30 protein-coding genes are annotated in these 24,791 nt (G+C 34.1%); 21 read left to right on the top strand and 9 right to left on the bottom strand.

The annotated features are described in order from the left end of the window. Window positions 1–289 precede the first annotated feature (289 nt). A complete protein-coding gene (locus ILT06_RS11640) occupies window positions 290–757 on the bottom strand; it encodes a hypothetical protein (protein ID WP_098111555.1) in 468 nt (155 codons plus the stop codon). A 192-nt stretch (window positions 758–949) separates the two neighbouring features. On the opposite strand from ILT06_RS11640, the gene ILT06_RS11635 reads away from it, so the two are divergent. From ILT06_RS11635 to ILT06_RS11625, 3 genes are all read left to right on the top strand, one after another. Next, window positions 950–1,339 (top strand): YflT domain-containing protein, encoded by a 390-nt coding sequence (locus ILT06_RS11635; RefSeq protein WP_000448807.1) that lies wholly within the window; start codon window positions 950–952, stop codon window positions 1,337–1,339. A 50-nt stretch (window positions 1,340–1,389) separates the two neighbouring features. Beyond that, window positions 1,390–1,590 carry a CsbD family protein gene (locus ILT06_RS11630; protein ID WP_000004264.1) on the top strand — a complete coding sequence of 67 codons (201 nt, stop codon included), beginning with the start codon at window positions 1,390–1,392 and terminating at the stop codon, window positions 1,588–1,590. A 75-nt stretch (window positions 1,591–1,665) separates the two neighbouring features. Further along, window positions 1,666–1,917, top strand: coding sequence for a GlsB/YeaQ/YmgE family stress response membrane protein (locus tag ILT06_RS11625; protein ID WP_000522902.1), 252 nt, complete (start codon window positions 1,666–1,668; stop codon window positions 1,915–1,917). Window positions 1,918–2,098: 181 nt separating this feature from the next. Here ILT06_RS11625 and ILT06_RS11620 read toward each other — a convergent pair whose 3' ends face one another. After that, window positions 2,099–2,299, bottom strand: a complete 201-nt coding sequence (locus ILT06_RS11620; RefSeq protein WP_076535866.1) for a methyltransferase — start codon at window positions 2,297–2,299, stop codon at window positions 2,099–2,101. A 196-nt stretch (window positions 2,300–2,495) separates the two neighbouring features. Between ILT06_RS11620 and rsbV the strand changes: the two genes are divergently transcribed. From rsbV to ILT06_RS11595, 5 genes are all read left to right on the top strand, one after another. Continuing rightward, the gene (gene rsbV, locus ILT06_RS11615; protein WP_064473788.1) at window positions 2,496–2,834 is read left to right on the top strand and encodes an anti sigma b factor antagonist RsbV; all 339 of its coding nucleotides are present in this window, start codon (window positions 2,496–2,498) and stop codon (window positions 2,832–2,834) included. Window positions 2,835–2,840: 6 nt separating this feature from the next. Continuing rightward, the gene (gene rsbW / locus ILT06_RS11610) at window positions 2,841–3,323 is read left to right on the top strand and encodes an anti-sigma B factor RsbW (RefSeq protein WP_000970215.1); all 483 of its coding nucleotides are present in this window, start codon (window positions 2,841–2,843) and stop codon (window positions 3,321–3,323) included. Beyond that, window positions 3,286–4,062: an RNA polymerase sigma factor SigB gene (gene sigB, locus ILT06_RS11605; RefSeq protein ID WP_149173366.1), complete on the top strand. Its 777-nt coding sequence runs from the start codon at window positions 3,286–3,288 to the stop codon at window positions 4,060–4,062. The genes rsbW and sigB overlap by 38 nt, the downstream gene beginning before the upstream one ends. A 69-nt stretch (window positions 4,063–4,131) precedes the next feature. Further along, window positions 4,132–4,572, top strand: a complete 441-nt coding sequence (locus tag ILT06_RS11600; RefSeq protein WP_064473790.1) for a ferritin-like domain-containing protein — start codon at window positions 4,132–4,134, stop codon at window positions 4,570–4,572. A gap of 324 nt (window positions 4,573–4,896) precedes the next feature. Next, on the top strand, window positions 4,897–6,039 hold the full coding sequence (locus ILT06_RS11595) for a fused response regulator/phosphatase (RefSeq protein WP_088047891.1): 1,143 nt from the start codon (window positions 4,897–4,899) through the stop codon (window positions 6,037–6,039). A gap of 39 nt (window positions 6,040–6,078) precedes the next feature. Here ILT06_RS11595 and ILT06_RS11590 read toward each other — a convergent pair whose 3' ends face one another. From ILT06_RS11590 to ILT06_RS11580, 3 genes are all read right to left on the bottom strand, one after another. Beyond that, window positions 6,079–6,936 carry a CheR family methyltransferase gene (locus tag ILT06_RS11590; protein ID WP_064473792.1) on the bottom strand — a complete coding sequence of 286 codons (858 nt, stop codon included), beginning with the start codon at window positions 6,934–6,936 and terminating at the stop codon, window positions 6,079–6,081. 16 nt (window positions 6,937–6,952) lie between these two features. Next, complete coding sequence (locus tag ILT06_RS11585; protein ID WP_098103371.1) at window positions 6,953–9,643, bottom strand: response regulator; 2,691 nt, start codon at window positions 9,641–9,643, stop codon at window positions 6,953–6,955. A gap of 204 nt (window positions 9,644–9,847) precedes the next feature. Continuing rightward, window positions 9,848–10,099 carry a hypothetical protein gene (locus ILT06_RS11580; RefSeq protein WP_002011075.1) on the bottom strand — a complete coding sequence of 84 codons (252 nt, stop codon included), beginning with the start codon at window positions 10,097–10,099 and terminating at the stop codon, window positions 9,848–9,850. Window positions 10,100–10,321: 222 nt separating this feature from the next. On the opposite strand from ILT06_RS11580, the gene ILT06_RS11575 reads away from it, so the two are divergent. From ILT06_RS11575 to ILT06_RS11560, 4 genes are all read left to right on the top strand, one after another. Next, window positions 10,322–10,462 carry a hypothetical protein gene (locus tag ILT06_RS11575; protein WP_001004564.1) on the top strand — a complete coding sequence of 47 codons (141 nt, stop codon included), beginning with the start codon at window positions 10,322–10,324 and terminating at the stop codon, window positions 10,460–10,462. A gap of 36 nt (window positions 10,463–10,498) precedes the next feature. Then, the gene (locus ILT06_RS11570) at window positions 10,499–11,029 is read left to right on the top strand and encodes a general stress protein (protein WP_001100080.1); all 531 of its coding nucleotides are present in this window, start codon (window positions 10,499–10,501) and stop codon (window positions 11,027–11,029) included. Between the two features lie 166 nt (window positions 11,030–11,195). Next, window positions 11,196–11,399: a DUF4028 family protein gene (locus ILT06_RS11565; protein WP_064473795.1), complete on the top strand. Its 204-nt coding sequence runs from the start codon at window positions 11,196–11,198 to the stop codon at window positions 11,397–11,399. A gap of 138 nt (window positions 11,400–11,537) precedes the next feature. Continuing rightward, window positions 11,538–11,849: a YbjQ family protein gene (locus tag ILT06_RS11560; RefSeq protein WP_000637510.1), complete on the top strand. Its 312-nt coding sequence runs from the start codon at window positions 11,538–11,540 to the stop codon at window positions 11,847–11,849. A 791-nt stretch (window positions 11,850–12,640) separates the two neighbouring features. On the opposite strand, the gene ILT06_RS11555 is transcribed toward ILT06_RS11560, so the two are convergent. Next, window positions 12,641–12,946, bottom strand: a complete 306-nt coding sequence (locus tag ILT06_RS11555) for a hypothetical protein (protein ID WP_222655109.1) — start codon at window positions 12,944–12,946, stop codon at window positions 12,641–12,643. Between the two features lie 117 nt (window positions 12,947–13,063). Continuing rightward, complete coding sequence (locus tag ILT06_RS11550; protein WP_064473797.1) at window positions 13,064–14,059, bottom strand: zinc-dependent alcohol dehydrogenase family protein; 996 nt, start codon at window positions 14,057–14,059, stop codon at window positions 13,064–13,066. Between the two features lie 349 nt (window positions 14,060–14,408). On the opposite strand from ILT06_RS11550, the gene ILT06_RS11545 reads away from it, so the two are divergent. The 4 genes from ILT06_RS11545 (at window position 14,409) to ILT06_RS11530 (ending at window position 17,357) form a co-directional block, all read left to right on the top strand. Continuing rightward, window positions 14,409–15,626 carry a sensor histidine kinase gene (locus ILT06_RS11545; protein ID WP_098103373.1) on the top strand — a complete coding sequence of 406 codons (1,218 nt, stop codon included), beginning with the start codon at window positions 14,409–14,411 and terminating at the stop codon, window positions 15,624–15,626. Beyond that, on the top strand, window positions 15,616–16,260 hold the full coding sequence (locus tag ILT06_RS11540) for a response regulator (protein WP_064473799.1): 645 nt from the start codon (window positions 15,616–15,618) through the stop codon (window positions 16,258–16,260). Before ILT06_RS11545 ends, ILT06_RS11540 begins: the two co-directional genes overlap by 11 nt. A gap of 159 nt (window positions 16,261–16,419) precedes the next feature. Further along, window positions 16,420–16,854, top strand: coding sequence for a hypothetical protein (locus ILT06_RS11535; protein WP_064473800.1), 435 nt, complete (start codon window positions 16,420–16,422; stop codon window positions 16,852–16,854). A 104-nt stretch (window positions 16,855–16,958) separates the two neighbouring features. After that, entirely contained in the window at window positions 16,959–17,357 is a 399-nt protein-coding gene (locus ILT06_RS11530; protein ID WP_064473801.1) for a hypothetical protein, read from the top strand. Window positions 17,358–17,423: 66 nt separating this feature from the next. On the opposite strand, the gene ILT06_RS11525 is transcribed toward ILT06_RS11530, so the two are convergent. Further along, complete coding sequence (locus ILT06_RS11525; protein ID WP_000273536.1) at window positions 17,424–17,564, bottom strand: YflJ family protein; 141 nt, start codon at window positions 17,562–17,564, stop codon at window positions 17,424–17,426. 153 nt (window positions 17,565–17,717) lie between these two features. Here ILT06_RS11525 and ILT06_RS11520 point away from each other — a divergent pair, with 153 nt between their 5' ends. Then, window positions 17,718–18,080 (top strand): hypothetical protein, encoded by a 363-nt coding sequence (locus tag ILT06_RS11520; RefSeq protein WP_000582796.1) that lies wholly within the window; start codon window positions 17,718–17,720, stop codon window positions 18,078–18,080. 24 nt (window positions 18,081–18,104) lie between these two features. Here the strand turns inward: ILT06_RS11520 and ILT06_RS11515 are convergent, their stop codons facing one another. Beyond that, complete coding sequence (locus tag ILT06_RS11515; protein WP_000539550.1) at window positions 18,105–18,290, bottom strand: YhzD family protein; 186 nt, start codon at window positions 18,288–18,290, stop codon at window positions 18,105–18,107. A gap of 334 nt (window positions 18,291–18,624) precedes the next feature. On the opposite strand from ILT06_RS11515, the gene ILT06_RS11510 reads away from it, so the two are divergent. The 4 genes from ILT06_RS11510 to ILT06_RS11495 all read left to right on the top strand — a co-directional run bounded on the left by ILT06_RS11510 (window position 18,625) and on the right by ILT06_RS11495 (window position 24,598). Further along, window positions 18,625–19,866: a metallophosphoesterase family protein gene (locus tag ILT06_RS11510; RefSeq protein WP_064473802.1), complete on the top strand. Its 1,242-nt coding sequence runs from the start codon at window positions 18,625–18,627 to the stop codon at window positions 19,864–19,866. Beyond that, complete coding sequence (locus ILT06_RS11505; RefSeq protein WP_098111552.1) at window positions 19,863–22,787, top strand: ATP-binding protein; 2,925 nt, start codon at window positions 19,863–19,865, stop codon at window positions 22,785–22,787. The genes ILT06_RS11510 and ILT06_RS11505 overlap by 4 nt, the downstream gene beginning before the upstream one ends. 41 nt (window positions 22,788–22,828) lie before the next feature. Further along, a complete protein-coding gene (gene yhaM / locus ILT06_RS11500; protein WP_064473804.1) occupies window positions 22,829–23,773 on the top strand; it encodes a 3'-5' exoribonuclease YhaM in 945 nt (314 codons plus the stop codon). 495 nt (window positions 23,774–24,268) lie between these two features. Continuing rightward, entirely contained in the window at window positions 24,269–24,598 is a 330-nt protein-coding gene (locus ILT06_RS11495) for a hypothetical protein (RefSeq protein ID WP_000566281.1), read from the top strand. Window positions 24,599–24,791 lie beyond the last annotated feature (193 nt).

The raw sequence follows: 24,791 nt of genomic DNA, 5'->3' as shown, positions 1-24,791 counted from the left end.
TTTGTACTTTCTCTACTATTATCCTGTTATTTATTAGCTTTCACATTAACTTTATATAGCTATGTAGAAGGATTTCGCTCATTTTTTATTTTGGGATATTTTAAAATTTTAGCTTGATGGGCACGGAGCATGCCCGTAATTTAGAATTTACCACATACATTGTCGTGAATATGTATAATTACATAAAAATTCCGAGGAAAAGAGAGTATACTTTCTTATTGTGTAATAAAGATAAGGCCCGCCTACGGAAATAGGTGGGTCTTTTTAATGTGCAAAGAGAAGACATCTTCTAAGGTGCCTTCTTAAAGAAATCCTTCATCATTTTAACATCCTCAATATTCAATATCACACCTTCAACCTTATCTTTCTTCTCATCTTTAGCAATCGTAATTTGCTTCTTATTATCAACCCACACAAGAAACTCTTCTTTTGCGTCATCTTTATATGTAACGGTAATAGTAGAATGTGCTGATTCTCTCTTTTTTTGATCTAGTGTGATTGTTTTAGGTGTGCCTTTTTGAACTGCTAAAACGATAGATTGTATCATTTCTTCGTTGTCTGTTTGAGATTTTGAAACGTTGTTATTTATTGTGCTAAGTATTTCAATATCTGTAATATTTGCGGAGTTTATTTGAAAGGTAGTTTGTGTATGTTCTTGCTTAGCTTGTGAAGCTTTATCTGTAGCTGAGGTACTTGTACATCCTATTAAAGTGAAAGATAGAGCGGTTAGAGCGCATATAGATATGATTTTTTTCATAGTATCCCCCTTTACCTTAAATTATAACAATTTTCTGTTAATTCAGGTAGTTATTGTAAGTAGATTTGTTCTACTAGTTTTAGGATAGAAAAAATTCACATAACTTTTTTCATATTTTATGTTTAACATTTCGAAAATGGGTGTACTACATATAATATAACAAATAATTCATTTTAGAGGAGGAAGTTAAAGATGGAAACGAAGTATAGTAAACCTTTTGTATATGAATTTATTACGGAGAAAGAGGTCATGAATGCGGCGAATGATCTAGTGAAGAAAGGGATAGACCAAAAAGATATTTACGTATTAACACATGAGAAAGAAAGGACAGATAGAATCGCAGACAATGCAGACGTGAATACAATTGGAATAAAAGAGGAGGGACTTGGGACAAGCATTATTAACGTCTTTCAAAAAACGGGAGATCAGTTAAGAAATAAGATGCAAGAGTTAGGACTTAATGAGGAAGAAGCTAACTTTTATGAAGAAAAACTGGATGAAGGAAAAATCTTGTTATTCGTTAAGGATTTAGAAAGAATCGGTGAATGGTTACAAGAAAGAAGATGCACGTATTCTATTTAAATTTGTATCCTTTAAATCTATAAATCTATTACGAAAAGGAGATTGGAAATATGAGTGAGAGCGGGCTAAAAGAACAAATTACCGGTAAAGTTGAAAAGAAAAAGGGGCAAGTAAAAGAAGGAATTGGTGAAGTTACAGAAGATAGAGAGTTGAAAAATGAAGGGAAGTGGGAGAAGACGAAGGGAACTGTAAAAGAAAAAGTCGGAAAAGTGAAACAAAAGATAAGTGATGGATTGGATAACAAAGAATAATACATGTTTATCAAGCTTTGGTTAAACGCCAAAGCTTGATAAATCCATTATAAAAATAATATAGGAGGTCTAATTATGGGACTTATTATTACGTGTATTGTAGGTGGACTTATTGGTGCGTTAGCTGGAATGATTACGGGAAAAGACTTTCCTTTAGGTATAGTTGGTAATGTTATTGCCGGATTAATCGGATCTTGGGTAGGTAGTGCCTTATTTGGTCACTGGGGCCCTGAATGGGGAGGTATCTTTATTCTTCCAGCTTTATTAGGTGCAATCGTCTTTATTTTAATCGTTACATTCTTTTCTAGAATGCTACGGAAAGCGTAAGTATGATAATGAATAGTAATCTTAAGTTTGTTATATATAGCTATAAGGTTAACGAACTGATAAATATACATAAAAAAGCATCCAATTAAACTAATTTGGATGCTTTTTTTATGTATTTTACATAGGAATGAGTGGAGGATGAAGAACCCCCACTCATTGAAATTACAATTTCTATTATGTATTAAACCATTGTTACTTTTTCACAATTATTTATTCTTACGACCTGCCTTGGTTCTATATGAGATAAGTCATCGCTATTGCCTATATCAACTACAATTGTATTCGTTAGTATGTTAATAATGGAACCAATTAATTTTGTAGCATGATCGTGTCGATAAGAAAATTGAACGAAATCTCCCTTTTTAAAGTTGTGCTCTTCCATAGATAGATCCCCCTAAAAATAATGTTTATACATTATACATACACAAATTTATAAGGTTTAAACATTTGGTAGTATTTTTTTAGTGTTAAGCTGAGAAAGGTGTAGAAAATTTATTTATAATTAAAATGAAAAAATATGTTTAAAACTAATTTTTATGGGTAATTAAATAGTAGTAGTTTGAGATAAGGGGGCGGAAATGATGAATTTGGCAATAAATATTTTGCAAAATGATTTAGGTTATACAGTACAACTTAATGGTGAGATTGATGCGTATACAGCATCAGATTTAAAAAATAAGGTAATGCCTATTGCAAGTGAGAAAGAAGTTTATATAGTAGTAGATTTTAATAAGGTAGATTATATGGATAGTACAGGTTTAGGCGTTTTTATAGCGCTATTAAAAGCAATTAAGAAAAATGATGGAAAACTAGAGTTTATTGGTGTATCTAAAAGGTTAAAAAGATTATTCGATATTACAGGACTAACAGAAATATTAAATTTGAATTCAGATATTGAAAAAGTAGAAAGAAGGTGACTAGGGATGATGGAGAAATTTGAAAAGATAGAAATGAAAATTCCTGCAAAAGCAGAATATGTGGCTATTATTCGTTTAACAATGGCTGGTGTTGCGAATCGAATGGGCTTTGCTTATGACGATATAGAAGATATGAAAATTGCTATTAGTGAAGCATGTACAAACATTGTACAACATGCATATAAAGAGGACGTTGGAGAAATTACAATTGTCTTTGGTCTATATGAAGATCGATTAGAAATTATGGTTGCGGATAATGGAGTTAGCTTTGATTTTAGCACCTTAAAAAGTAAAGTTGGTCCGTATGATATTAATAAACCAGTAGAACATTTGCCGGAAAATGGTTTAGGTTTATATTTAATAAATACGTTAATGGATGATATACAAATTATGCATGATGAGGGCATGACAGTTTTAATGACAAAATATATACAAAGAGAGCAGGTGGAGAATGATGGAAATCCAATCTCAACCTACAAATCTTACTAAAGAAGACGTTATTAAACTAATTGCAGAATTCCAACAAAACCAATGTGATGAAGCGCAGGAAAGATTGGTTAATCATTATAAAAATCTCGTATATTCCATTGCATATCGCTATTCAAAAGGTGGGCCGATGCATGAGGATATTATACAAGTAGGAATGTTAGGGCTCTTAGGCGCAATAAGAAGGTACGATTATTCGATAGGGAATGCTTTTGAGCCATTTGCAATACCTACGATAGTAGGTGAAATAAAGAAGTATTTACGTGATAAAACTTGGGGTATTCATGTTCCAAGGCGAATTAAAGATTTAGGCGGGAAAATTAAACTTGCGATAGAGGAGCTAACAGATCACCTGCAACGTTCACCGAAGATTATAGAGATTGCAGATCATTTAGGACTATCCGAAGAGGAAGTGCTAGAAATTATGGATGCGAAAAATAATTATCGAGTATCTTCCTTAGATGATGTAGTTGAAAATTCATCTGATGGAAGTTCGGTAGCGAGAATTGAATCTGTAGGTGAAGTAGAGCAAGGATATGAAGAGACAGAAAGACGTCTCGTTTTAAAGGATATTTTTAACGTATTAAATGATACGGAAAAGAGTGTCATTCATTATATATTTGGAGAAAATTTAAATCAAAAGGATACAGGAGAACGGTTAGGTATTTCACAAATGCACGTTTCTCGTATTAAAAGACAAGCGATAAATAAATTGAAGCAAGCAGCGTTTTTAGATACATAAAAATTTTAAAAAATTATGTTTAAAACATGAGAAAAGGGGTAGTTATTAAGTATAGGAGGAGATATTAAAATGTCACACGATGTGAAAGAACTAATCGAAGGATTGAATGAAGATTTAGCAGGAGAATACTCGGCAATTATAATGTATAACCATAATGCAGCTACAGTTTCTGGTATATATAGACAAGTGTTAAAGCCTTTCTTTGAATCTGAAATTAGTGATGAACAAGGACATGCCTTATATTTAGCGGAGAAAATTAAGACGCTAGGTGGTACACCTACTACGATCCCTTTACCAGTGAAACAAGTAGAAGATGTTAGAGAAATGTTAGAAGAAGCTAGACAAGCAGAATATGAAACAATTAAGCGCTATGAAACGAGAAAAGAACAGGCAGCGAAATTAAATATGACAGAGTTAGTTGTAAAGTTAGAAGATATGATCGCAGATGAAACAAATCATATGGAAGAATTAGATCGTCTTTTAAAAGACAAAGCGATGGTGTTAAATTAATAGTGGAAATTTACCCCACTTTAATGGGCAGTAAGACCCCCACCTCAAAATGCAGCGAAAGCAAAGAATTTAGGTGGGGGATCCACTGCCCATAAAAGTCCGATTGGTTCAACTAATAATCAGTGGGGGATGAAGAACCCCACACTGATTAAAGTTTCACTTTATAGAGTGAAAGAACAAACCCTCATTTCTAGGGGGTTTGTTCTTTTGCTGTATAAATATGTTTGAGTAGGAAATTTTCATTTTGTAACTGAGTATGCAATACTAGAAAAATAGAAAATGATAATAGATTTACATTTTAAATAAGAAAAGGGGAAATAACTTGTGTCCATTTTAATTGTCGATGATAATCCGGTTAACATTTTTGTAATTGAAAAAATTTTAAAACAAGCCGGATATCAGGATCTTGTATCGCTTAATTCTGCACAAGAGCTTTTCGAATACATCCATTTTGGAAAAGATTCTTCCAGGCATAATGAAATTGATTTAATACTATTAGATATTATGATGCCTGAAATTGACGGACTTGAAGTTTGTAGGCGATTACAAAATGAGGAGAAGTGTAAAGATATTCCTATTATTTTTGTAACAGCTTTAGAAGATGCGAATAAATTAGCTGAAGCGCTTGATATAGGCGCAATGGATTATATTACGAAACCTATAAATAAAGTTGAATTGTTAGCGCGTATGCGTGTAGCATTACGCTTGAAATCGGAATTAAATTGGCATAAAGAACAAGAAGAAAACCTTCGTAATGAATTAGATTTAGCTACACAAGTACAAAGAAACTTATTAAGTAGCCCATTAAGAGAAGATCATATAAAAATTGAAGCAAGTTACTTACCTTCATTCAAACTAGCTGGAGATATGTATTATTGGTATAAAATCGATGAAAACCGCTATGGTATTATATTATTAGATGTGATGGGACATGGTGTATCTGCTTCATTAGTTTGTATGTTTATCTCGTCTGCATTACGTGAATCGATTAAATGTTTAATCGATCCAGAACTTGTCATTAAAGACTTAAATAAATATATGACCCTTTTACATAATGAAAATGACAATATCCCATATTATTTTACAGCGATATACTTAGTAGTGGATACAGAAAAGAGAACAATTGAATATGTAAATGCAGGACATCCTTCTGGGTACGTTTTAGTTGATGAAGCGAATGTAGTGGAACTAAATCGCGGGAGTTGTGCGGTAGGATTTTTTGATGAAATAAAAGTTGAAAAGACAGTTATACATTTTGAGAAGAACGCTCAAATCGCACTGTTTACAGATGGTGTTCTTGAAGCAATTGCAAATGATGAATTTGAGTCTGAAGAGAAATTACGTGCTTTTACAGAAAGAAAATGGGGAGATTTAGAAGAAGAGATAGAAGGGTTTTATAAGGAAGAACAGAAGAAAACACAATCAGATGATATGTGCCTAATTATGATACAAACGAATGCGAAATAAAAAGCGTATGAAATCCAAACAGAGGATTTCATACGCTTTTTATTGTATTTTTTGATAGATTTGTTCGTTAGGATTAAACTGGATATAATGCGGCATTATATGTGAAAAACGAAGAGTTTCTTTATTTCCTAAACATAGGAATCCATTGTGGCCTAAACTTTCATAAAATAGTTGCTGTACTTGGTTTTGAAGTTTACCTGTAAAGTAAATTAAAACGTTACGGCAAAGTATAATATGAAATTCGTTAAAAGATTGATCGGTTACTAAATTATGCTGCGCAAAAATAATGTTTTGTAACAGGGATGGATTAAAATAAGCAAAACGACTATCTGTTGAATAATAGTTAGAAAATGCTTGTGTACCGCCAGCTTGTAAATAGTTTTTCGTATAAGTTTGCATTTTATTTAACGGAAGGATGCCTTGTTTTGCTTTTTCTAACACATTTGTATTCATATCTGTTGCGTAAATAACAGCTTTTTCACTTAATCCTTCTTCGTGAAGTAAGATGGACATTGATAATACTTCTTCACCGGTTGCGCATCCAGCGTGCCAAATTCTAATTTCAGGATACTTTTTTAATTCAGGAATCACATGCTCTCTTAGTGCCTTAAAAAAAGCAGGGTTACGGAACATTTCAGTTACGTTAATGGAGAAATCATTTAATAACTGTTCTAAAAACCCTTCCTCATGAATTACTTTTTCAATTAATTTTGAAATGGTAGGGATATTAGAGAGCTGCATTCTATTACAAATTCTTCTATAAATAGATGTGCGAGCATATTGGCGAAAATCAAAGCCAGATAGTTTAAATACCGCTTCCAATAGTAATTCAATTTCTAAGTTCGTGCGCTTATCCATATCTACAGATGGGTCAAAATTATAATACTTATTTTCCACTTAAACTAAACCTCACTTATTTTATTAACCATACACTCATTACTGAATAGAGTTGATGTAAATTTAATGGTTTACTTATATAATCTGAAGCGCCAGCAGATAAACATTTTTCTTTATCATTTGGCATTGCTTTAGCAGTTAGTGCGATAATAGGTACTTCATGTAACCGTAAGTTCATTCGGATATGTTCCATCGTTTCATAACCGTCCATATTCGGCATCATAATATCCATTAAGATAAGGTCAATATTTGTATTGTTTTTTAGTATTTCTAAACACTCTATGCCGTTTTGTGCAGTAATAATGTTGGCATGTTGTTTTTCTAATGCATTTTGTAATGCAAATATATTTCGATGATCATCATCGACAATTAAAATAGTTTTCTCTTGGAAGACGTTATTTGTTTCTGCCGTCACAATAGTTTCCTCAATAACTTCAGCAGGAATAACATCTTCTATCGTTGCTGCGACTTCTAAATTGGATACTTGTATATCAGTTAACCCATTTGGAAGGTTAGGGATATATACGGTGAAAGTACTGCCTTCTCCTACGTTACTCTCTAACGTAATCCAACCACCTAATAATCTAGCAAACTCTTTACAAATAGATAACCCTAAGCCTGTACCACCATATTTTCGAATCGTTGCGCCATCTGCCTGTTGAAAGGCTTCGAAAATGAGTTGATGCTGTTCTTTTGCAATACCAATACCAGTATCTTTTACTGAAATTGTCATCCAATCTTTACTTATATACTGCATATCATGACTCAAATTAGTTGTTTCTATCGAATCGAAATGTAAAGTGACGGATCCTTTTTCCGTGAATTTAAATGCATTGGATAATAAGTTTTTAATAATTTGTTCAATCCGTTTTGCATCTGTGTAAAACAAATCAGGAATCGTATCACTGTCTTCAATCATAAATTCAACATTTTTTTGTGCAGCTATATGTAAAAAGTTTTGCTGCATATTTGCTGCCATGTCACTTATGTTCGTTGCTTCAAAAATCACATCTAGTTTTCCGGCTTCTACTTTAGATAAATCTAGTATGTCATTAATTAAAGTAAGTAAATCTTTCCCTGATGAATGAATAACGGTCGCTAATTCAATTTCATCATCGGATAAATGATTATCATGATTTTCTTTTAACATTTCAGATAATAGTAAAATACTATTTAACGGTGTGCGTAATTCGTGTGACATATTTGCTAGAAATTCTGATTTGTATTTTGAGCTACGTAATAACTCACTTGCTTTTTCTTCTAATTCTGATTTAGTAATTTGTAAGTCAGCTGTCTTTTGCTCGGCCTCTTCCGTTCTAGACTCTAGTTGTTCATTCGTTGTTCTTAATTCTTCGGCTTGCATTTGTAGTTCTTCAGCTTGCGTTTGCAATTCTTCTGATTGAACTTGTAACTCTTCTGTCATTGCTTGTGATTCATGTAAAAGAGTTTGAATTCGCATACGTCCCATAATACTATGGATCGTTAAACCTAGGTTATCAACAGTTTGTTGAATTAAATCTTGATGTAAGTCTGAAATCTCAGTTACACTTACTAACTCCATTACTGCAATCACTTCATCTTCAAATAAGATAGGGATGACTAGTAGGTTTTGAGGGCGTATTTCTAATAGGCCGCTAGTGACATAACGAAATTCTTCTGGTATTTCTCGAAGAATAAAGATTTGTTTTTCTAAAGCACATTGCCCAATTAAACCTTCACCCATTTTAATGGATTGTTTTCCGACATCAGAACCTTGATCGGCGAAAGAAGCTTTTTTCACATAGTAGACAGTTTCTTCAATTTCTTCACGTACATAAAATGCACCGCAAGAGGTTTGCGTTTTTTGTATAACTCCACTAAGAATTTTTTTACCTAACATCTCAATAGAAGGTACACCTTGATACATTAAAATTAATTCTGCAAGCTCGGTTTGTAACCACTCTCTTTTAGATATTTCGTCTAGTAGGTGGTTCGTTGTATGAGCAAGATCTTTTATTTCATCCCGCGTGTTTACATGAATTCTTTCAGTAATTTTTTCTTTAGAAGAAATGGATTTAATAGCTTGAATTACATTTTTAATCGTTTTTGTAATGGAATTCGAAATATAGAGTGAAATGATAATAGAAATACAAGAAAGTAAGAACAATAAACTGTATAACCAAATCTCTAATTTATTATTTTCAGTATCTAATTGTGCAGCTCTTTTTTTCGTTAGTTGCTCCTCTACACCACGGAAGTTAGTTATCTGCGATTGTAATGACTGAATTTGAGTCGTGTCGATTGCTTGTATGTTATTACTATTGTGATTTGTAATGAATGGGTGAATCTCTTTATTAATCCAACTATTGATGTTTTCATTAATCTGTTTTAATTTTTCTTGCTGAGAGGGGTTATCCTCTAATAGAGCAAAAAGATCTTGATAATGTTTTTCGTAATCCTTTTCCGCAGTGTTAAGGGATTGAACGTAATTTGCATCATTAGAAGTAATAAATCCTTTCGCTTTATTTTCAATTGTTAGCAATTCTTTCTCCACTTGATTCGTTAAATTAAGAACTTTAAAATCGTGATCAATAATAAAATTACGAGATTTTTGTAGATTGGAAATCTCATTGTTTAACATAATGAAAGAAATAAGTAAGAACAAAATCATAACTAAATAACCAGCCATAATTTTGTAGCGAATACTAAATTTTGCTTTCGATTTCATTAAAAATTCCTACCTTCAAGGTTATTAAAAGTTTTCTATTGTAAAGAATGAAAAACGTAATATATATTATATCAGTTTTCATAAGGCCAAACTAGAAATCCCCCTATTGTATAAGGGGGTCTCGTTTTGAATAGAGGAAATCATTTTGAAATATAAACATATATGAAAAGTAACGATCGAGGGAATCGGGGGATAATAAAACTTTTAAGAAGGAAAGAGTGTGCTTAAAGCTTTTTTTGCATCTATTCCTTCAAAGATAAATAATACAAGCTCTCTCTTTTTTACAGTAAGGAAAAAGGATATTAATGTGCTTAAGCTTTTAATAGAAGTAAGTGTTCCATGTTTACTTATAAATAAATTAGTTTGAAATGTTGTCATTAAAGCATAAAAATGATGAATCTGCGTTATTGTAGGTGTTTCATTATAAAGAATAGTAGTAGATTGGATTGCATTCATCGAAATATTCCCTTCCATATAGTAAGCATAACAATATAAACATACCCGTTTTAAAAAATGTTAAACATATAAATAAGAAAAAATATAATTATAGTATTTTAGGTTTAGAAAGGGTTACGAAGGGTATACATATACTACAAAGAGATTGACTGAAGATGAATTATAAGATTTCTAGTCTATAAAAATATACTTTTACTTTAAATAAAAAGGAGTCTGGTATACATGAATGAAATGATGATTGATATTACATTTGATTTAATTTACTTGTTAAGTAGTTCGCTTGTAATCCTTTTATTATTCGCTTTTTTCGTAAATGGTTATGTTAATAAGAAGATTAGTGTATACAGAAATGAAGAAAGATAAAGATACACTATATAAAATTTTAGGAGGTTAATAGTTATGAATGTAGATAGAAAAATAGTAGGTGTTTTTAGAACAATTGATGATGCGGCATGTGTTATTAATGAATTAAATGATAAAGGATACTCGGCGGATAATATTTCAGCTATTGCGAAGGATCAAAAGGAAATTGAACATCTGGAAGAAAAATCGGGTGAAAAAGTGAATCATGAAACTGCACATAAAGCGGATATCTTTTCAGCGACAGGGCTTGTGGCAGGAGGAGTAGCAGGCGGACTCGGTGGTTTATTAACAGGTCTTGGTATACTTGCCGTTTCTGGAATGGGTCCAATCGTAGCAGCGGGACCTATCGCAGCAGCTATTGGAGGGGCCGGTATAGGCGGAGGAGCTGGAAGTTTAATAGGAGCATTTATCGGATTAGGAATTCCCGAAGAACATGCTAAGAAATATGAAGAATACATTTACGATGGAAATATATTAATTTTAGTAGATGCAAAATTAGATGATAAGTTAGAAATCTATAAAATATTTGATAAGCATAATGCTTATAACTCTGATTTCTTTAAATAATATTTACTTCACATATCAATGATGCAAAATATAAACATAGTGAATATCGTTTTTTGATCTTACAACTTTGGCGCGGCCGAGGAGTCGTATGACTATAAGAGAGGAAGGGCTTATAGTAAAAGATCAAGTTCTATTATGATATTAAAAAGGGAAGAGGTGTCTTTTCGTGATTGTAAAAATAGTAAAGGATAGTAGTAATAGTTTCCTTTGTACAGTTCAAAATCAAAATGGGGAGAAGTATGTAAAGAAATGGTTTCATAAACAGAAAAACAAGGAAGAAGTAGGGCGACCAACTTTTAAAGAAGTAGAAAAGGATTGGAAAGAAAATAGAGAATCATTTATGTATCCGAATGTTAAAGCAATTTATTAAGCATAATAGGCGCTTTAATCTTACAAAATTGTCACACTCCTGTAAGGTAATTCAATAGATTAGATACTTTTTCCGTGTCATAATAAAGACATAAGAAAGCGCATTAAAAAATTACAACTTATTAGGAGAGTGTCAGTCATGATTGTAACAACAACGTCTGGAATTCAAGGTAAAGAAATTATTGAGTATATTGATATTGTAAATGGTGAAGCTATTATGGGTGCAAATATTGTCCGCGACTTATTCGCTTCCGTTCGTGATGTTGTCGGTGGTCGTGCTGGTTCTTACGAAAGCAAGCTAAAAGAAGCTCGTGATATCGCAATGGATGAAATGAAAGAACTTGCAAAACAAAAAGGTGCGAACGCTATCGTTGGTATTGACGTAGATTACGAGGTTGTTCGTGATGGAATGTTAATGGTTGCTGTCAGTGGTACAGCTGTACGTATATAAGTAAATGAAAAACAGGCTCCCCCTTGAAGTTGATGCTTTGAGGGGATTTTTTTGTTTCATGATTAAAGTTAAAATGAAGAAGAGAGGATGGATTTTTATAAGTGGAAAAAATAAGATGAGGGCGAATGTACTAGCTTACTCAAATGATATAACCGTTTAAGTGATAAAGTTGAAAAGAAACTATAATTTACATATGTTTAAAGTGGCCAAAACTTTTTCGTCAAACGTTATTGTATAAAATGCTAGGATTGCTCCTAGCATTTCGTGAGGGGATATTGCACGGGAATTTAGATAATAAGCAGACGTATCCGCTTATTTCAAATGTAGTATATATTGTTTTCAAGGAGAAAAGTAAGAAGTACAACAATCTTTATATATGTATAATGAGAGTGTTAACTTTATGATAAATAATAAAATTGTTATTTGAGGTAAGGGGAGAAATAATGGTATGAATAACTTTAGAGGGTGTATAGTTTATAGAAATAAACGATTGAGCATGTAAGGCGTTGTATTACATAAAATTTATAAAGCATTGGAGGCAGTCACATTATGTTTTGGTTAGGATGTTTTTTAGGATATATTGTAGGTTCAGTTATTACATGTGCTCTACTTTACTATGGGTATAGATCCAATGAAAATAAAAAAGTGGATATACAAAAGAGGGAGGAGAGGAAAATCAATAAAAAAGGTGTATAGGATGTGAAAGGCAAGGTGATAGCATTGATGCAAAAGTAAAGGACAGTACATATTGTATATGACTACTATGTACTGTCCTGATTATTCTTTTTGGATTATGAAAAATCATCTCCTGTCTTACTATAAATTTCATAGGCGAAATAACCAAATAAATAGCCTATTCCGGCCCCTAAACTAACTGAAAGCAGGGAGAAGTCCGGGAAAAACATACCGAAAATCAAACCGATCATACAGCCAACAAGCATTCCCATAGGTATGAAACTATTTAATAACAGTTGAGCTTTTTGAGATTTTTTCTTACCTAATTTTCCGTTCTTATATTTATGTTCCAATCTTTTCATTACAAATACTACAATTCCACCAACTATTACAACAGGCGCGATTGCCGAAATGAACCACATGTGAAAATCTCCTTTTACCTTTTAATGGAATTATACCAGGTGTTTATAATTATATGTTTCTAAACGTATTATTTAGTCTATTTAAAAGGTCAATCAAAAAGACTTCTTCAATTGCATTTAATAACTCGTCAAAAACACTTTCCCTTTCGTTTTCTCAGCAGACTGCACGACATCAACTGCTGCTTTCACATCCGCTAAGTCATACGTAGAATGTACCGTCATAAAACGTAATTGCTTATTTTCTACTAAACGAATTAAGTGATGAAACGTTTCTTGCCATTTATATGGTGACACTTCTTTATTCCAATGTCGTAAGTGAAATATGTTCGCGTGCACTTTTGCTTTCGTGACAATCTCTGCCCAGTTCACTTGTATTCCTGATAGAAGACCGATCGTTAAAAAGTGCCCGTTTGGACGTAAGGAGAAAGCTAATGCATTTCCATCTGGTCCTCCGATAGAATCAATCGCAGCATCCGCACCGAGCCCGTTTGTTAATTCCATAACTGTTTCATAAAGCGGGGCAGTGGAAGTATCAATTACATACTTAGCACCAAGGCGTAGTAATTCTTCTGTATGCTTATTATTTCTTGTAATAGCAATTAATCGGAAGTTTAAAATTTGTGATAACTGTGCAAATAAATGTCCAATAGCGGATCCGCAAGCATTCACTAATAAAACGTCATTACGCTGTAAGTTTAACGTTTCTGTACATGTAACCCATGCCGTAAGTGGATTAATATACATTTGTGCCGCTGTGAAATCATCGATGGAATCAGGAATAGGGACTACAAAATCAGCTGATGTCTTCACATACTCTTGCCAAGTACCTTCGCCTCGTAACGGTAAAACACGTTTACCGATAAGCTCTCTAGTAACGCCCGTACCTACATCTTCGACAATACCAACACCTTCATAACCAGGTATGTTAGGTAAAGGGATTCTATGAGCGTACGCTCCGGTTATGGGAATTAAGTCAGATGGATTGATCGGTCTAACTAACATACGGATTAAAACTTCATTATCTTTTAATGGTTCTATATTTTTATATTCAACTTGTAATACATCTTTTGGGTTCCCAAACTCATGAAATCGAATGTGTTTTCCGTGCAAGATAAATGTGCCCCCTTAGTTTGATTGGGTTTATTATAGCATTTTCAGTTTAAATGATTATTTCATTAGCACTAAGTAAAAGGGAACAGAAAGTCGTCGTTTATACTTTGAGGAGATTTTGATTGTGCAAACTTTTAAAATATACATTAATTATGTAGCATTGCTGAATAATAATCTTACATAAATATCAATGCATTTCGATATACAATAATTAATATTTGTATTTGGTAATGAGGATGAAGAGGAATAAGTGACTTATCCCGCTATTTGTGGGAGTCGGGCTGTATGTAAAAGCCTTCACTTTATCAAAATGTAAGCTGTATCTTGTATAATATAATGGTGGAGGTCGAATATGAAAAAAATAAATTCAAATATAGATTTGGATAAAAATGTATTGGAAGCGGTATTTATTCCAAGAAGGTTTATTATTTTATGGATTACACTCGTATATATAGCTTCAATGCTTTTAGAATTTCGTAATAGTATTCTCTCAATGGATAGTTTCTTCTTTACAATAGTCATTGTTATTCATACTGTTTTTCATTGGTATGCTAGTTCATTAAGGAATAGGCAATTGTTATACTTCTTTTTTGTACAACTTTTCATTGTGTTTTTGGCTGCATTTATTGTACCAAATGCTTCGATAGCAATTTTTGTTGGATTAACACCTATTTTAATTGCCCAAAGTCTATATGTTTATCACAATATATTTAAAGTAATAGCAGTTTTTACTCTTATGTACGCCATATTTTGTACTGCAATTAGTATAAATTATGGTGTGAATAAATTAGCTATTCTTATTTCTATGTTTCTTTTAGTGTTAGCAATTATTATTCCTTTTTCTTATATTAATAAGCAGCAATTTGATGCACGTAATCGTATACAGAGTTATATTCAAGAGTTAGAGTCTGCATATATGAGAGTGGAAGAATTGACATTAGCTAATGAAAGACAGCGAATGGCAAGAGATTTACATGATACGTTAGCGCAAGGTGTAGCGAGCTTAATTATGCAATTGGAAGCAATAGATGCCCATATGCAAAAAGGGAATACAGTGCGATCTCAAGAGATTATGAAACAAACTATGATAAGAGCGAGACAAACTTTACATGATGCAAGGCTGGTTATTGATGATTTGCGTCATACTACCAATTCATTTAATAAAGCAGTAGAGGAAGAAGTTCAACGTTTTTCTGAGGCTACGTCTATACACGTGAGATTTACTATTCAAAGCCCTCCGCATATTTCAAGCGTAGTAAAAGAGCACTGCTTATATGTAATTAGTGAATGTTTAACGAATATCGCAAAACATTCGCAGGCAACAGAGGTAAATTTAAAAGTTGAATATATCGATGATCTTGAAAAACTTACTATTGAAGTTGAAGATAATGGAATTGGTTTTGACACTGGAGATATCGGTAAGAATCCTGGACATTACGGCTTAATTGGCTTAAATGAGCGTGTTCGATTGATGAATGGAGAAATACATATATTGAGTGAAAAGATGAAGGGTACGAAAGTGTATATTCAAGTACCTATCAATCATGAAGGAGATAGCCATGAAGTATAACGTATTAATTGTGGATGATCATTTCGTTGTAAGAGAAGGTCTGAAATTAATAATAGAAACGAGTGATTCATTTCAAATTATAGGTGAGGCTGCAAACGGAGAAGAAGCCCTTTCTTTCATAGAAAAAAAGAAACCTGATGTTATTTTAATGGATTTGAATATGCCTAAAATGAGTGGTTTAGAAACAATTGAGGCTTTGAATGAAAAACAAAACCATACGCCGATTATTATATTAACTACTTATAACGAAGATGAATTAATGTTAAAGGGAATTGAGTTAGGGGCAAAAGGATATTTGCTAAAAGATACGGATCGTGAGAATTTGTTTCGAACATTGGAAGCGGCTATTCGAGGTGAGATATTACTACAACCCAATATTATGGAAAAGATAGTGAATTATAAAAGGAAAGAAATACATGCTAATATGGTTGAAGAAAATAACTTAACAGAAAAAGAATTGTTTGTGTTGAAAGCTATTGCGCGTGGAAATAAGAATAAAGAAATTGCATTCGATATGGGAATAGCTGAGCGAACGGTAAAAGCGTATTTAACAAATATATACAATAAATTAGGTGTTAATTCAAGGTCAGAAGCAGTAGCTGTATCTATTGAAAGGAAATTAATTCATTTTTAAAACATTATATATGCCCAATCGTACATTATAGGCTTGCCCTTTTGTACGATTTTTTTATTTCTTTCTCATGTTATGCTTTAGAAAGTATGAGAGATTTAAGAACGCTCTAATTGCGTTACACAGACGTTTTTAATGTGGGAAAGGAAGAAGAATAATTAAATGGCAACTTTGTTTTTAATTTCTGTAGTAATTTTCTTTATTTGGCTGCAAAGCAAACAAACAAAATTAAACTGGATACATATTATTACTTTTCTCATGATGATAGGGATTATTACTTATACGGCGCCGCAACCAATGACTAGAGATTTACAAGCAGAGTTATTGGCAGTTATGCTTTTTTCTTTCGCTATTGGTGTTTGGCAAGGTGGGGGAATTACAGTCTGTTATGAGGATGGAATTTTATATATTACAAATGGAAAACAGTATTCCATTTCATGGATTCTCTTAATAATTGGCAACATAATTATTATTAATATATTTGAAGATGGATTTACATTTAATGGACCGTGGTTTCTTTTATGTAGTGTTGTCATGGCATCTGGGGTGAAAAACAGTATTCTATGTGTTCTGTACAAATTAACAGTGCGAAATTGAATAGGAAATCAAAGCTGTTTTCTTTTATCCCAACATAAAATGTATTGTTATAAGTTCATAAAAATGAGAAGAACGTATTGGAAGAATGGGGGGAGTTAACTTAGATGTTTTTACCTATTACTATATTTGATAGGTTTAATTGGCTGGGGAATGTTGCTTTCTCTTCAGAAAAGACTAGCAGGAATCGAGCACTTTCGAGGGCGGAAGAAAGCAATGTTAATTTGTGTGAAAATAAATGTAGAGATTCAGTTAATAATATTCATCAAAAAATAAATGTGGATGCTTTGGACTATAGTAATAGTCGTATATGGGGCCGTGCAGAACCTCATTCAACAATTATCATAACAAGTGGTGATATGTATGTTGGAAGCGGACGAGTTAATAAGTATGGAGAATTTAAAATATATACAAATGATTATCTGGAAGAGTATTTGGTACTAGAGATTCAGTTGATAATGGGTGGTTTCTATCAAGGAAGTATAACGGTAAAGTTAATAAGTTAAGGTATGATGATTTTCTTTTTATTTACTAAATAAAAAGGAAGCAACCGTAGTTGCTTCCTACATCAATTAAGCCGAAGCCTTCTTCATTCTCTCAAGTAAACTAGATAACACATGCGTACGATATGATTCTAGTTTTTTACCTTCGTAAGTACGAATACCTAATTTTTTAAGTTCTTTTACATACCAACCTTTGCTTCCGAAATACATGTGATCGCTCCCCTTCAACTTTGTTTTTTGTTTGTTCTGATCATACTTGGAGGTACGGGTATTAATGAAGGAAATGAATTTCGCGCGAAAATGGTTAACTTTGTTGCAAAAGACATATATACTAAGGATAGTATATAACGAGGTGGACAAGACGTGATTATAGAGAAGCACGAAATTCAAATTGACCAAATTACGAGCGGTAAAGTGAATATCTTTACTTTCTATAGGAATAGAAAGCAAGTTGATGATCATTTTTTACGATTGCAAGAACCATCGCTTACAGCAAACTACTTCTTCCATTTTCATTTTGATGCAGAGAGCTTGCATCTACTGCAGGAAGAGTTTCCGAGCGTATATCCGTACGCCGGTAGTGAAACGATTCACGACTGGACGGAAAAGATGAAAGCAGAATTGCAACATCAGATCCAAACAGGAAAATGGAATAAGCGCGTACGTATCGGTAATCGCATTCTAGATGTGGTGTTTACGTGGTGTGACGAAGATATAGTAGAGTAAAAAGAAGCGGATGACGCTTCTTTTTTAGCGCTGGAATAAAACGAGCTTACCTGCAGAAGATGTACAGCGATGTGTTTTTTCGTGCAATCCTTTTTCTTGTAAAATAGATTCACCTTTTGCTTTCGCTTCTTTTTCAGTTGCCGCCTCGAATGATTCATCTAATGCTTTTGAACCATCTTTTTCAAAGACTGTTAGAACGTATACTCCCATGAAAATTCCCTCCAATAATAAAAATCAGAATCTTATAACTATTTTGGCATAAATCACTAGAATATGCAAAGAAATATATGACATTGCGTGTTACAATAAAGTGAAACTTTAATAAGCAGGGGAGTTTTTTATCCCCTGCTTATTATTAGTTGAACCAATCGGGTATTTATGGGCAGTTAACTTTCAGATAAGCTTCTTTGTCTACTGCCCGTTAATACGGGGTAAGGTGAAACTGTAACTATTGGGGAGTCTATTCATGCCTACTTATTAAAGTTTTCAGCAATTTTAATATTGATAAAATGAAACTTTTGAAATATAGAAAGGATCGTTATTTGTGAAACAAGTGAAGTTTATACATGCGGCTGATTTGCATTTGGATAGTCCGTTTAAAGGGATGGAGATGAATGTACCACAGTCTGTTTGGGAGAGAATGAAACAAAGTACGTTTGAATCGTTCGAACGTATTATTGATAAAGCGATTCAAGAGCGCGTTGATTTCGTATTACTAGCCGGGGATTTGTATGATGCGGAGACGAGAAGTTTGAGGGCGCAAGTGTTTGTGCGCGAGCAAATGAAGAGACTGTCGCAGTACGATATCCCTGTTTTTATTATTCACGGTAACCACGATCATTTAGGGGGAAGCTGGGCAGCAATTGAGTTTCCGGAAAATGTTCATGTGTTTACGGAGCCTTATGTAGAAGAGAAATCATTTTATAAAAATGGTGAGCTATTCGCTTCTATTTACGGGTTTAGTTATTTACAGCAAGCGGTAACGGATAATATGACAGCGCAGTATATGAAAATGAGTGATGCACCTTTTCATATTGGCATGCTTCACGGAAGTGTGGAAGGAGATGCAGAGCATAATCGCTATGCACCGTTTCAAATTCGTGAGCTGAAAGAAAAGCAGTTTGATTATTGGGCTCTTGGTCATATACATAAACGTGAAATTTTATTAGAAGAGCCGTGCATTATTTATCCAGGGAATATACAAGGGCGTCATCGTAAGGAAACTGGAGAGAAGGGCGCGTATCTTATTGAACTTACGAAACAGGGAACGCAATGTTCATTTTTCCATACAGCGGATGTTGTGTGGGATGAGGTAGAAGTGAGTATCGATGGACTGGAAACTGTTGATGAACTTATGACGGTGATATCAACCATGATGAATGAATGCCGAAGAGAAGAAGAAGGGACACTATTAACTGTCATATTTACAGGGCAGGGCCCACTTTCTCCTTATTTACGTGATGACAAGCGCGCGGAAGAGATTTTTCATATTTTAGCAGCGGGAGAAGAGCGAAAAGATTTCGTATATGCGATGAAGTGGAAAAATGAGACGGTTTCTTTTGCGGAAATCGAGCGTTTGAAAGAAGAAAATCATTTCGTCGGTAGTGTGCTAAAAGAGTTAGAAGCGTTCACTAATATGGACGGTGTGTTGCGCACGATTTGGACATCTCCTGTAGCGCGTAATAGTATTGAATCTTTTACAGAAGAAGAGAAGAAAGAGATTCAAAAGGAAGCGGAAAATATTATTTTAGAGCAATTATTCCAGCAAGAGAGGGATAAAAAATGAGAATTGAAAAACTCCATATTTATGGGTACGGAAAATTAGAAAATGTGGAAATGGATCTTTCAATGCTGACGGTGCTGTACGGTGAAAATGAAGCGGGGAAATCGACAATTCGCTCGTTTATGAAAAGTATTTTATTCGGTTTTCCGACGAGAGGACAGCGCCGTTATGAGCCGAAAGAAGGCGGCAAGTATGGCGGTGCGATGACTGTGCAAACAGAGAAGTACGGTCGTTTGAAAATTGAACGATTGCCAAAGACGGCAGCTGGTGAGGTGACCGTTTATTTTGAAGACGGAAAAACGGGCGGCGAAGAAATTTTACAGGACATACTAAGCGGGATGAATGAAAGTTTATTTGAATCTGTCTTTTCATTTGATATGCACGGTCTTCAAAATATTCACCAGCTAGGCGAAGCGGATATCGGCAATTATTTATTTTCGGCAAGTGCAGTCGGAAGTGATGCGTTATTACAGCTAGATAAAAAGCTAGAAAAAGAAATGGATCAGCGCTTTAAGCCGAGTGGTCGTAAACCAGAAATTAACGTGTCACTGCAAGAGATGAAGAAGCTTGAAGAGAAGATGAAAGAGTGGCAAGGGAAAATTGGCACGTATGAAAAGCAAGTGGAGCAGTTAAAAGAAAGTGAAGAGAAACTTGCTGCTGTTCGCGTGGAAAAAGAGAGTGCAGAAAAGCGAAAGCAAGATTATGAAATATTAGCTGCGCTTGAGCCTCTCGTTATTGAAAAGCGTGCGCATGAGAAAGTGTTACAAAACGAGAGCGGGCAATTTCCTGTAAACGGGATGGCGCGTTATGAAGCGATTAAGGCGAAGATGGAGCCGCTCCAATTACAAGTTGATTCGCTCTATAAAAAAATAGAGAATGTGCAATCGGAAATGGAATCGATTCAAATAGATGAAGAGTTTTTACAAAAAGAAAGTTATGTAGAAGAACTTCGTATGCAGCACATGTCTTACGAAAATGCACGCCAAGAAATGCGTGATATGACAGGAACGATTACGAATATAAAAGAAGAACTTACGGAGCTAGAGCAACAAATCGGTGCTACTTTTGAAAAAGAAACAGTTCTTTCGTTTGATATGAGTTTGGCAACGAAAGAGTTAATTACCCAAGCAGTGCAAAAGGCGCGCGAACTAGAAACGCAAAAAGCGCAGCTCGATGACCGTTTTAAAGTGGCGCAGGAGCAATTAGAAGAACAAGAAGAAAACATAAGACAGATTAAGCAACAAATGTTAGCGGAGGAAGAGCGAAATACGTTAGCGGAGAAAGAGAAGTCGTTCCAAGATGCGGCGTTTATCGGTATGGGCGCAGAGAGAATGAAGCGCAAGTATGAGGAAAAAGCAGGAGCAGCTATGCAAAAGAAAAAGCAGTGGCAAAGAGTTTGTCTTCTGTTACTTATTATTAACACGCTTGTTTTATTCACGAGTTTATTTATAGATAACCGCCTACTCTTATTTATTAGTGTCATTATTTTTGTAGGGATTGTTCTGGCCCTCGTTTTATATAAAGATCCGTCAAGTGGATTACAAGAAGAGTTTCTTACTCTTCAGCAAAGTGCTGGCGGGAGACAAAGTGAAGAAGCGATGTCTGTTCGCTATCAGTTAGAAAAAGATGAAGAGATTCGGAAGCTATTTGAGCGCGAGTCGTATAAGTTACAACAAATGGAACGAGCGTATGATAAAGTCGTTTCATCGTATGAGGAATGGGAGAGAGAAACGTTCCGCACTAGCGAACAAGTAGATGTGTATAAAATGCGCTATATGTTCCCTGAATTTTATACGTATGCACACATATTGCCAGCGTTTGAGCGTATGGAAAAAATGCAGCAATTATATCGTGAGTTAGAGAAACAAGGCGCTCGTAAATCTTCATTATATGAAATGATTTCGCAATTTGAACATAAACTAGAAACTGTTATCGGTAGTGCGGAGTATAGTAAGCTGCACGAGGCACAAAGCCGTATGCAAAATGAGAAAGAAAAGCGCCAAACTTGTAAGCAGAGAAAAGAGAAGCTGGCGGAATGGCAAGAAGAATATGAGTTCATGCAAGAGCAATTGAAACAACTGTTAGTAGAGCGAGATAGTTTATGGCATATCGCACATTCAACTGATGAAGAGATGTTTTTAGAAGCAGGTAAACTATCGGAAAAACGTGAAGATGCTGAGAAGCAAGTAGGGCGTTTATTACCGCAAATTGATTTGTTAGAACAGCGTTTAACGAGTTTATCATTAGCTGAACATTATGAGGCTGACGGTTATGAGGAAAAATTAAAGCAAGAACTGACAGTTGCACAAAACTGTCTTACGAAAGAGAAAGAACTGACAGAGCGCATGGCGAAACATCGTATGGAAATTGCGAATTTAGAAGAAGGTAGTACGTACGGTGATTTATTGCATGAATGGGAAATGAAAAAAGCGCAAGTACGTGAACAAGTGAAGAAGTGGGCTGCGTATGCGGCCGCAAAGACAGTGTTAACGAAAACGAAGCAATATTATCATGAAGTACATCTTCCTCGTATTTTACAAAAATCAGAAGAGTATTTCGTCTATTTAACAGGCGGACGATATAGTAAAATCTTTTCACCGTCAGAGGCGGAACCGTTCATCGTTGAGCGTAACGACGGTATGCGTTTTTACAGTCATGAACTAAGCCAAGCGACAGCGGAGCAGTTATATTTATCGTTACGATTTGCATTAGCGAAAACATTTGAGCATGACTATCCGTTTATTATTGATGATAGTTTCGTACATTTTGATGGGGTAAGGACAAATCGCACAATTGAACTAATAAAGGAAATTGCGCAAGATAGACAAGTAATCTTCTTTACATGCCATGTGCATTTACTAACGTATTTTACAGAAAAACAGATTATAAAATTAACGCATAAGCGTAAAGAAAATGAGTTGTAGTATGCTATACTAAAAGTAATTGATTTGGTGGAGGAATTCGAATGAAAAAGAAAATTGCAGAATATGAAGTTGGTGAACAAGTCGATGTTTTCTTGTTAATTAAAACAGCGACAAAAGGTTTAGCAAGCAATGGAAAGCCGTTTTTAACAGTAATCTTACAAGATCCAAGTGGAGATATTGAAGCGAAGCTATGGGACGTATCACCAGAAGTTGAGAAACAATATGTAGCAGAAACAATCGTTAAAGTAGCTGGTGATATTTTAAACTACAAAGGACGTATTCAATTACGCGTGAAACAAATCCGAGTTGCGAATGAAAATGAAGTAACGGACATCTCAGATTTCGTAGAAAAAGCACCAGTGAAAAAAGAAGATATGGTCGAAAAAATTACGCAATACATATTTGAAATGAGAAACCCAAACATTCAGCGTCTAACAAGACATTTGTTAAATAAGCACCAAAACGAATTTTTAGAATATCCAGCAGCGACAAAGAACCATCACGAGTTCGTATCTGGACTAGCTTATCACGTCGTATCGATGCTTGATTTAGCGAAAGCTATTGCGGCTTTATACCCATCGTTAGATAAAGACTTACTATATGCGGGCGTTATTTTACACGACCTTGGTAAAGTAATCGAATTATCTGGTCCAATTTCCACAACATACACGTTAGAAGGAAATTTATTAGGCCACATTTCTATTATGGTGAACGAAATTGGTAAAGCAGCAGATGAGCTGAACATCGATGCAGAAGAAGTATTAATTCTTCAACACATCGTTCTTTCTCACCACGGAAAAGCAGAATGGGGTAGCCCAAAACCACCATTAGTAAAAGAAGCAGAAATTCTGCACTACATCGATAACTTAGATGCAAAAATGAACATGATGGACCGCGCATTAGGACGCACAAAACCAGGCGAATACACAGAGCGTGTCTTTGCACTTGATAATCGTTCGTTCTATAAACCGACGTTCCATAATTAATAATGTGAATCAAATGGCCTCATTAAGTGTTAATAAGCTTAGTGAGGCTGTTTTTTATTGAAAATGAAATAAAATAGTTAAGAAGTACGCATGGGTGTAACGAAGAACTAATAAAACATATCTTGCCACTAGAATGGGAGCATAGCAACTTTTTAGGTGAGTACCGCCAGCATTTCAGAAAAATATGCTAAGCAAAAAATACAATAAGCTGCCCATATGGGCAGCTTATTTACATAATTTTCGATATAGGAAGTAGTTTTAAGCATTAGGCAATATAAATTTCATTTCCTGGCTCTTATTTTCGGCGGGTTTTTAGCTTTCGCCAAGCTGAACCGCCAGTTAGCGAAAGGCAAGGCGGTGAATATATTTACAAAATGACAAAACTGTAAGAATACACGAATGTTTGTAAGAAAGTTCGATGTTTTCCTTTTTCTTTTTTTATTATAGTGAAAAAGAAGAACGAAATATTCTCTTATGTAGGAAAGGAAGATAATAATGATTGATCTATTAAACAAATGGATGTTAGAAAGTACAGGCAATTTCAATATCGTTGTAGGACTTACAGCACTTCTATTTTTGGGTTCAGTAATTGCACTTATTATTATTTATAAAAAAATTGGTAAACCAGATGAAAGAACAAATGCTATTTATTTTAAAATTATTTCTTGTATGTTTACTACTCAAATTCTAATGAATTGCATATTTATTTCTTTAGTTGGTAAAGATATCGAGAATTTCCGTCAAATCTTTATATTATTTGAAGCCTTTGTATTCTTCGTTGGAGCTATTTATTCGTTTAAATTATATAGACAGGAATACAAATAATTCACTTATAAGAAACAATAAAAAACAGTAGTGATTTTATACACTACTGTTTTTTATTGTTCATTTTCAAATGTAAACTTTTCATTTTTAGTTAACTGTATATTCTATACATATGAGGTTAACATAACGTCTCATTATCGGTAGCAAGGAAAAAGGAGAAGCCTGCTCTCACAAGGGAACCCTCTTTTTCTGC

The organism is Bacillus sp. 17RED48 (assembly GCF_019837545.1).
Lineage (GTDB): Bacteria > Bacillota > Bacilli > Bacillales > Bacillaceae_G > Bacillus_A > Bacillus_A wiedmannii.
Note: the sequence above shows the minus strand (reverse complement) of the source record. Positions and strands in the feature narration are given on the sequence as shown.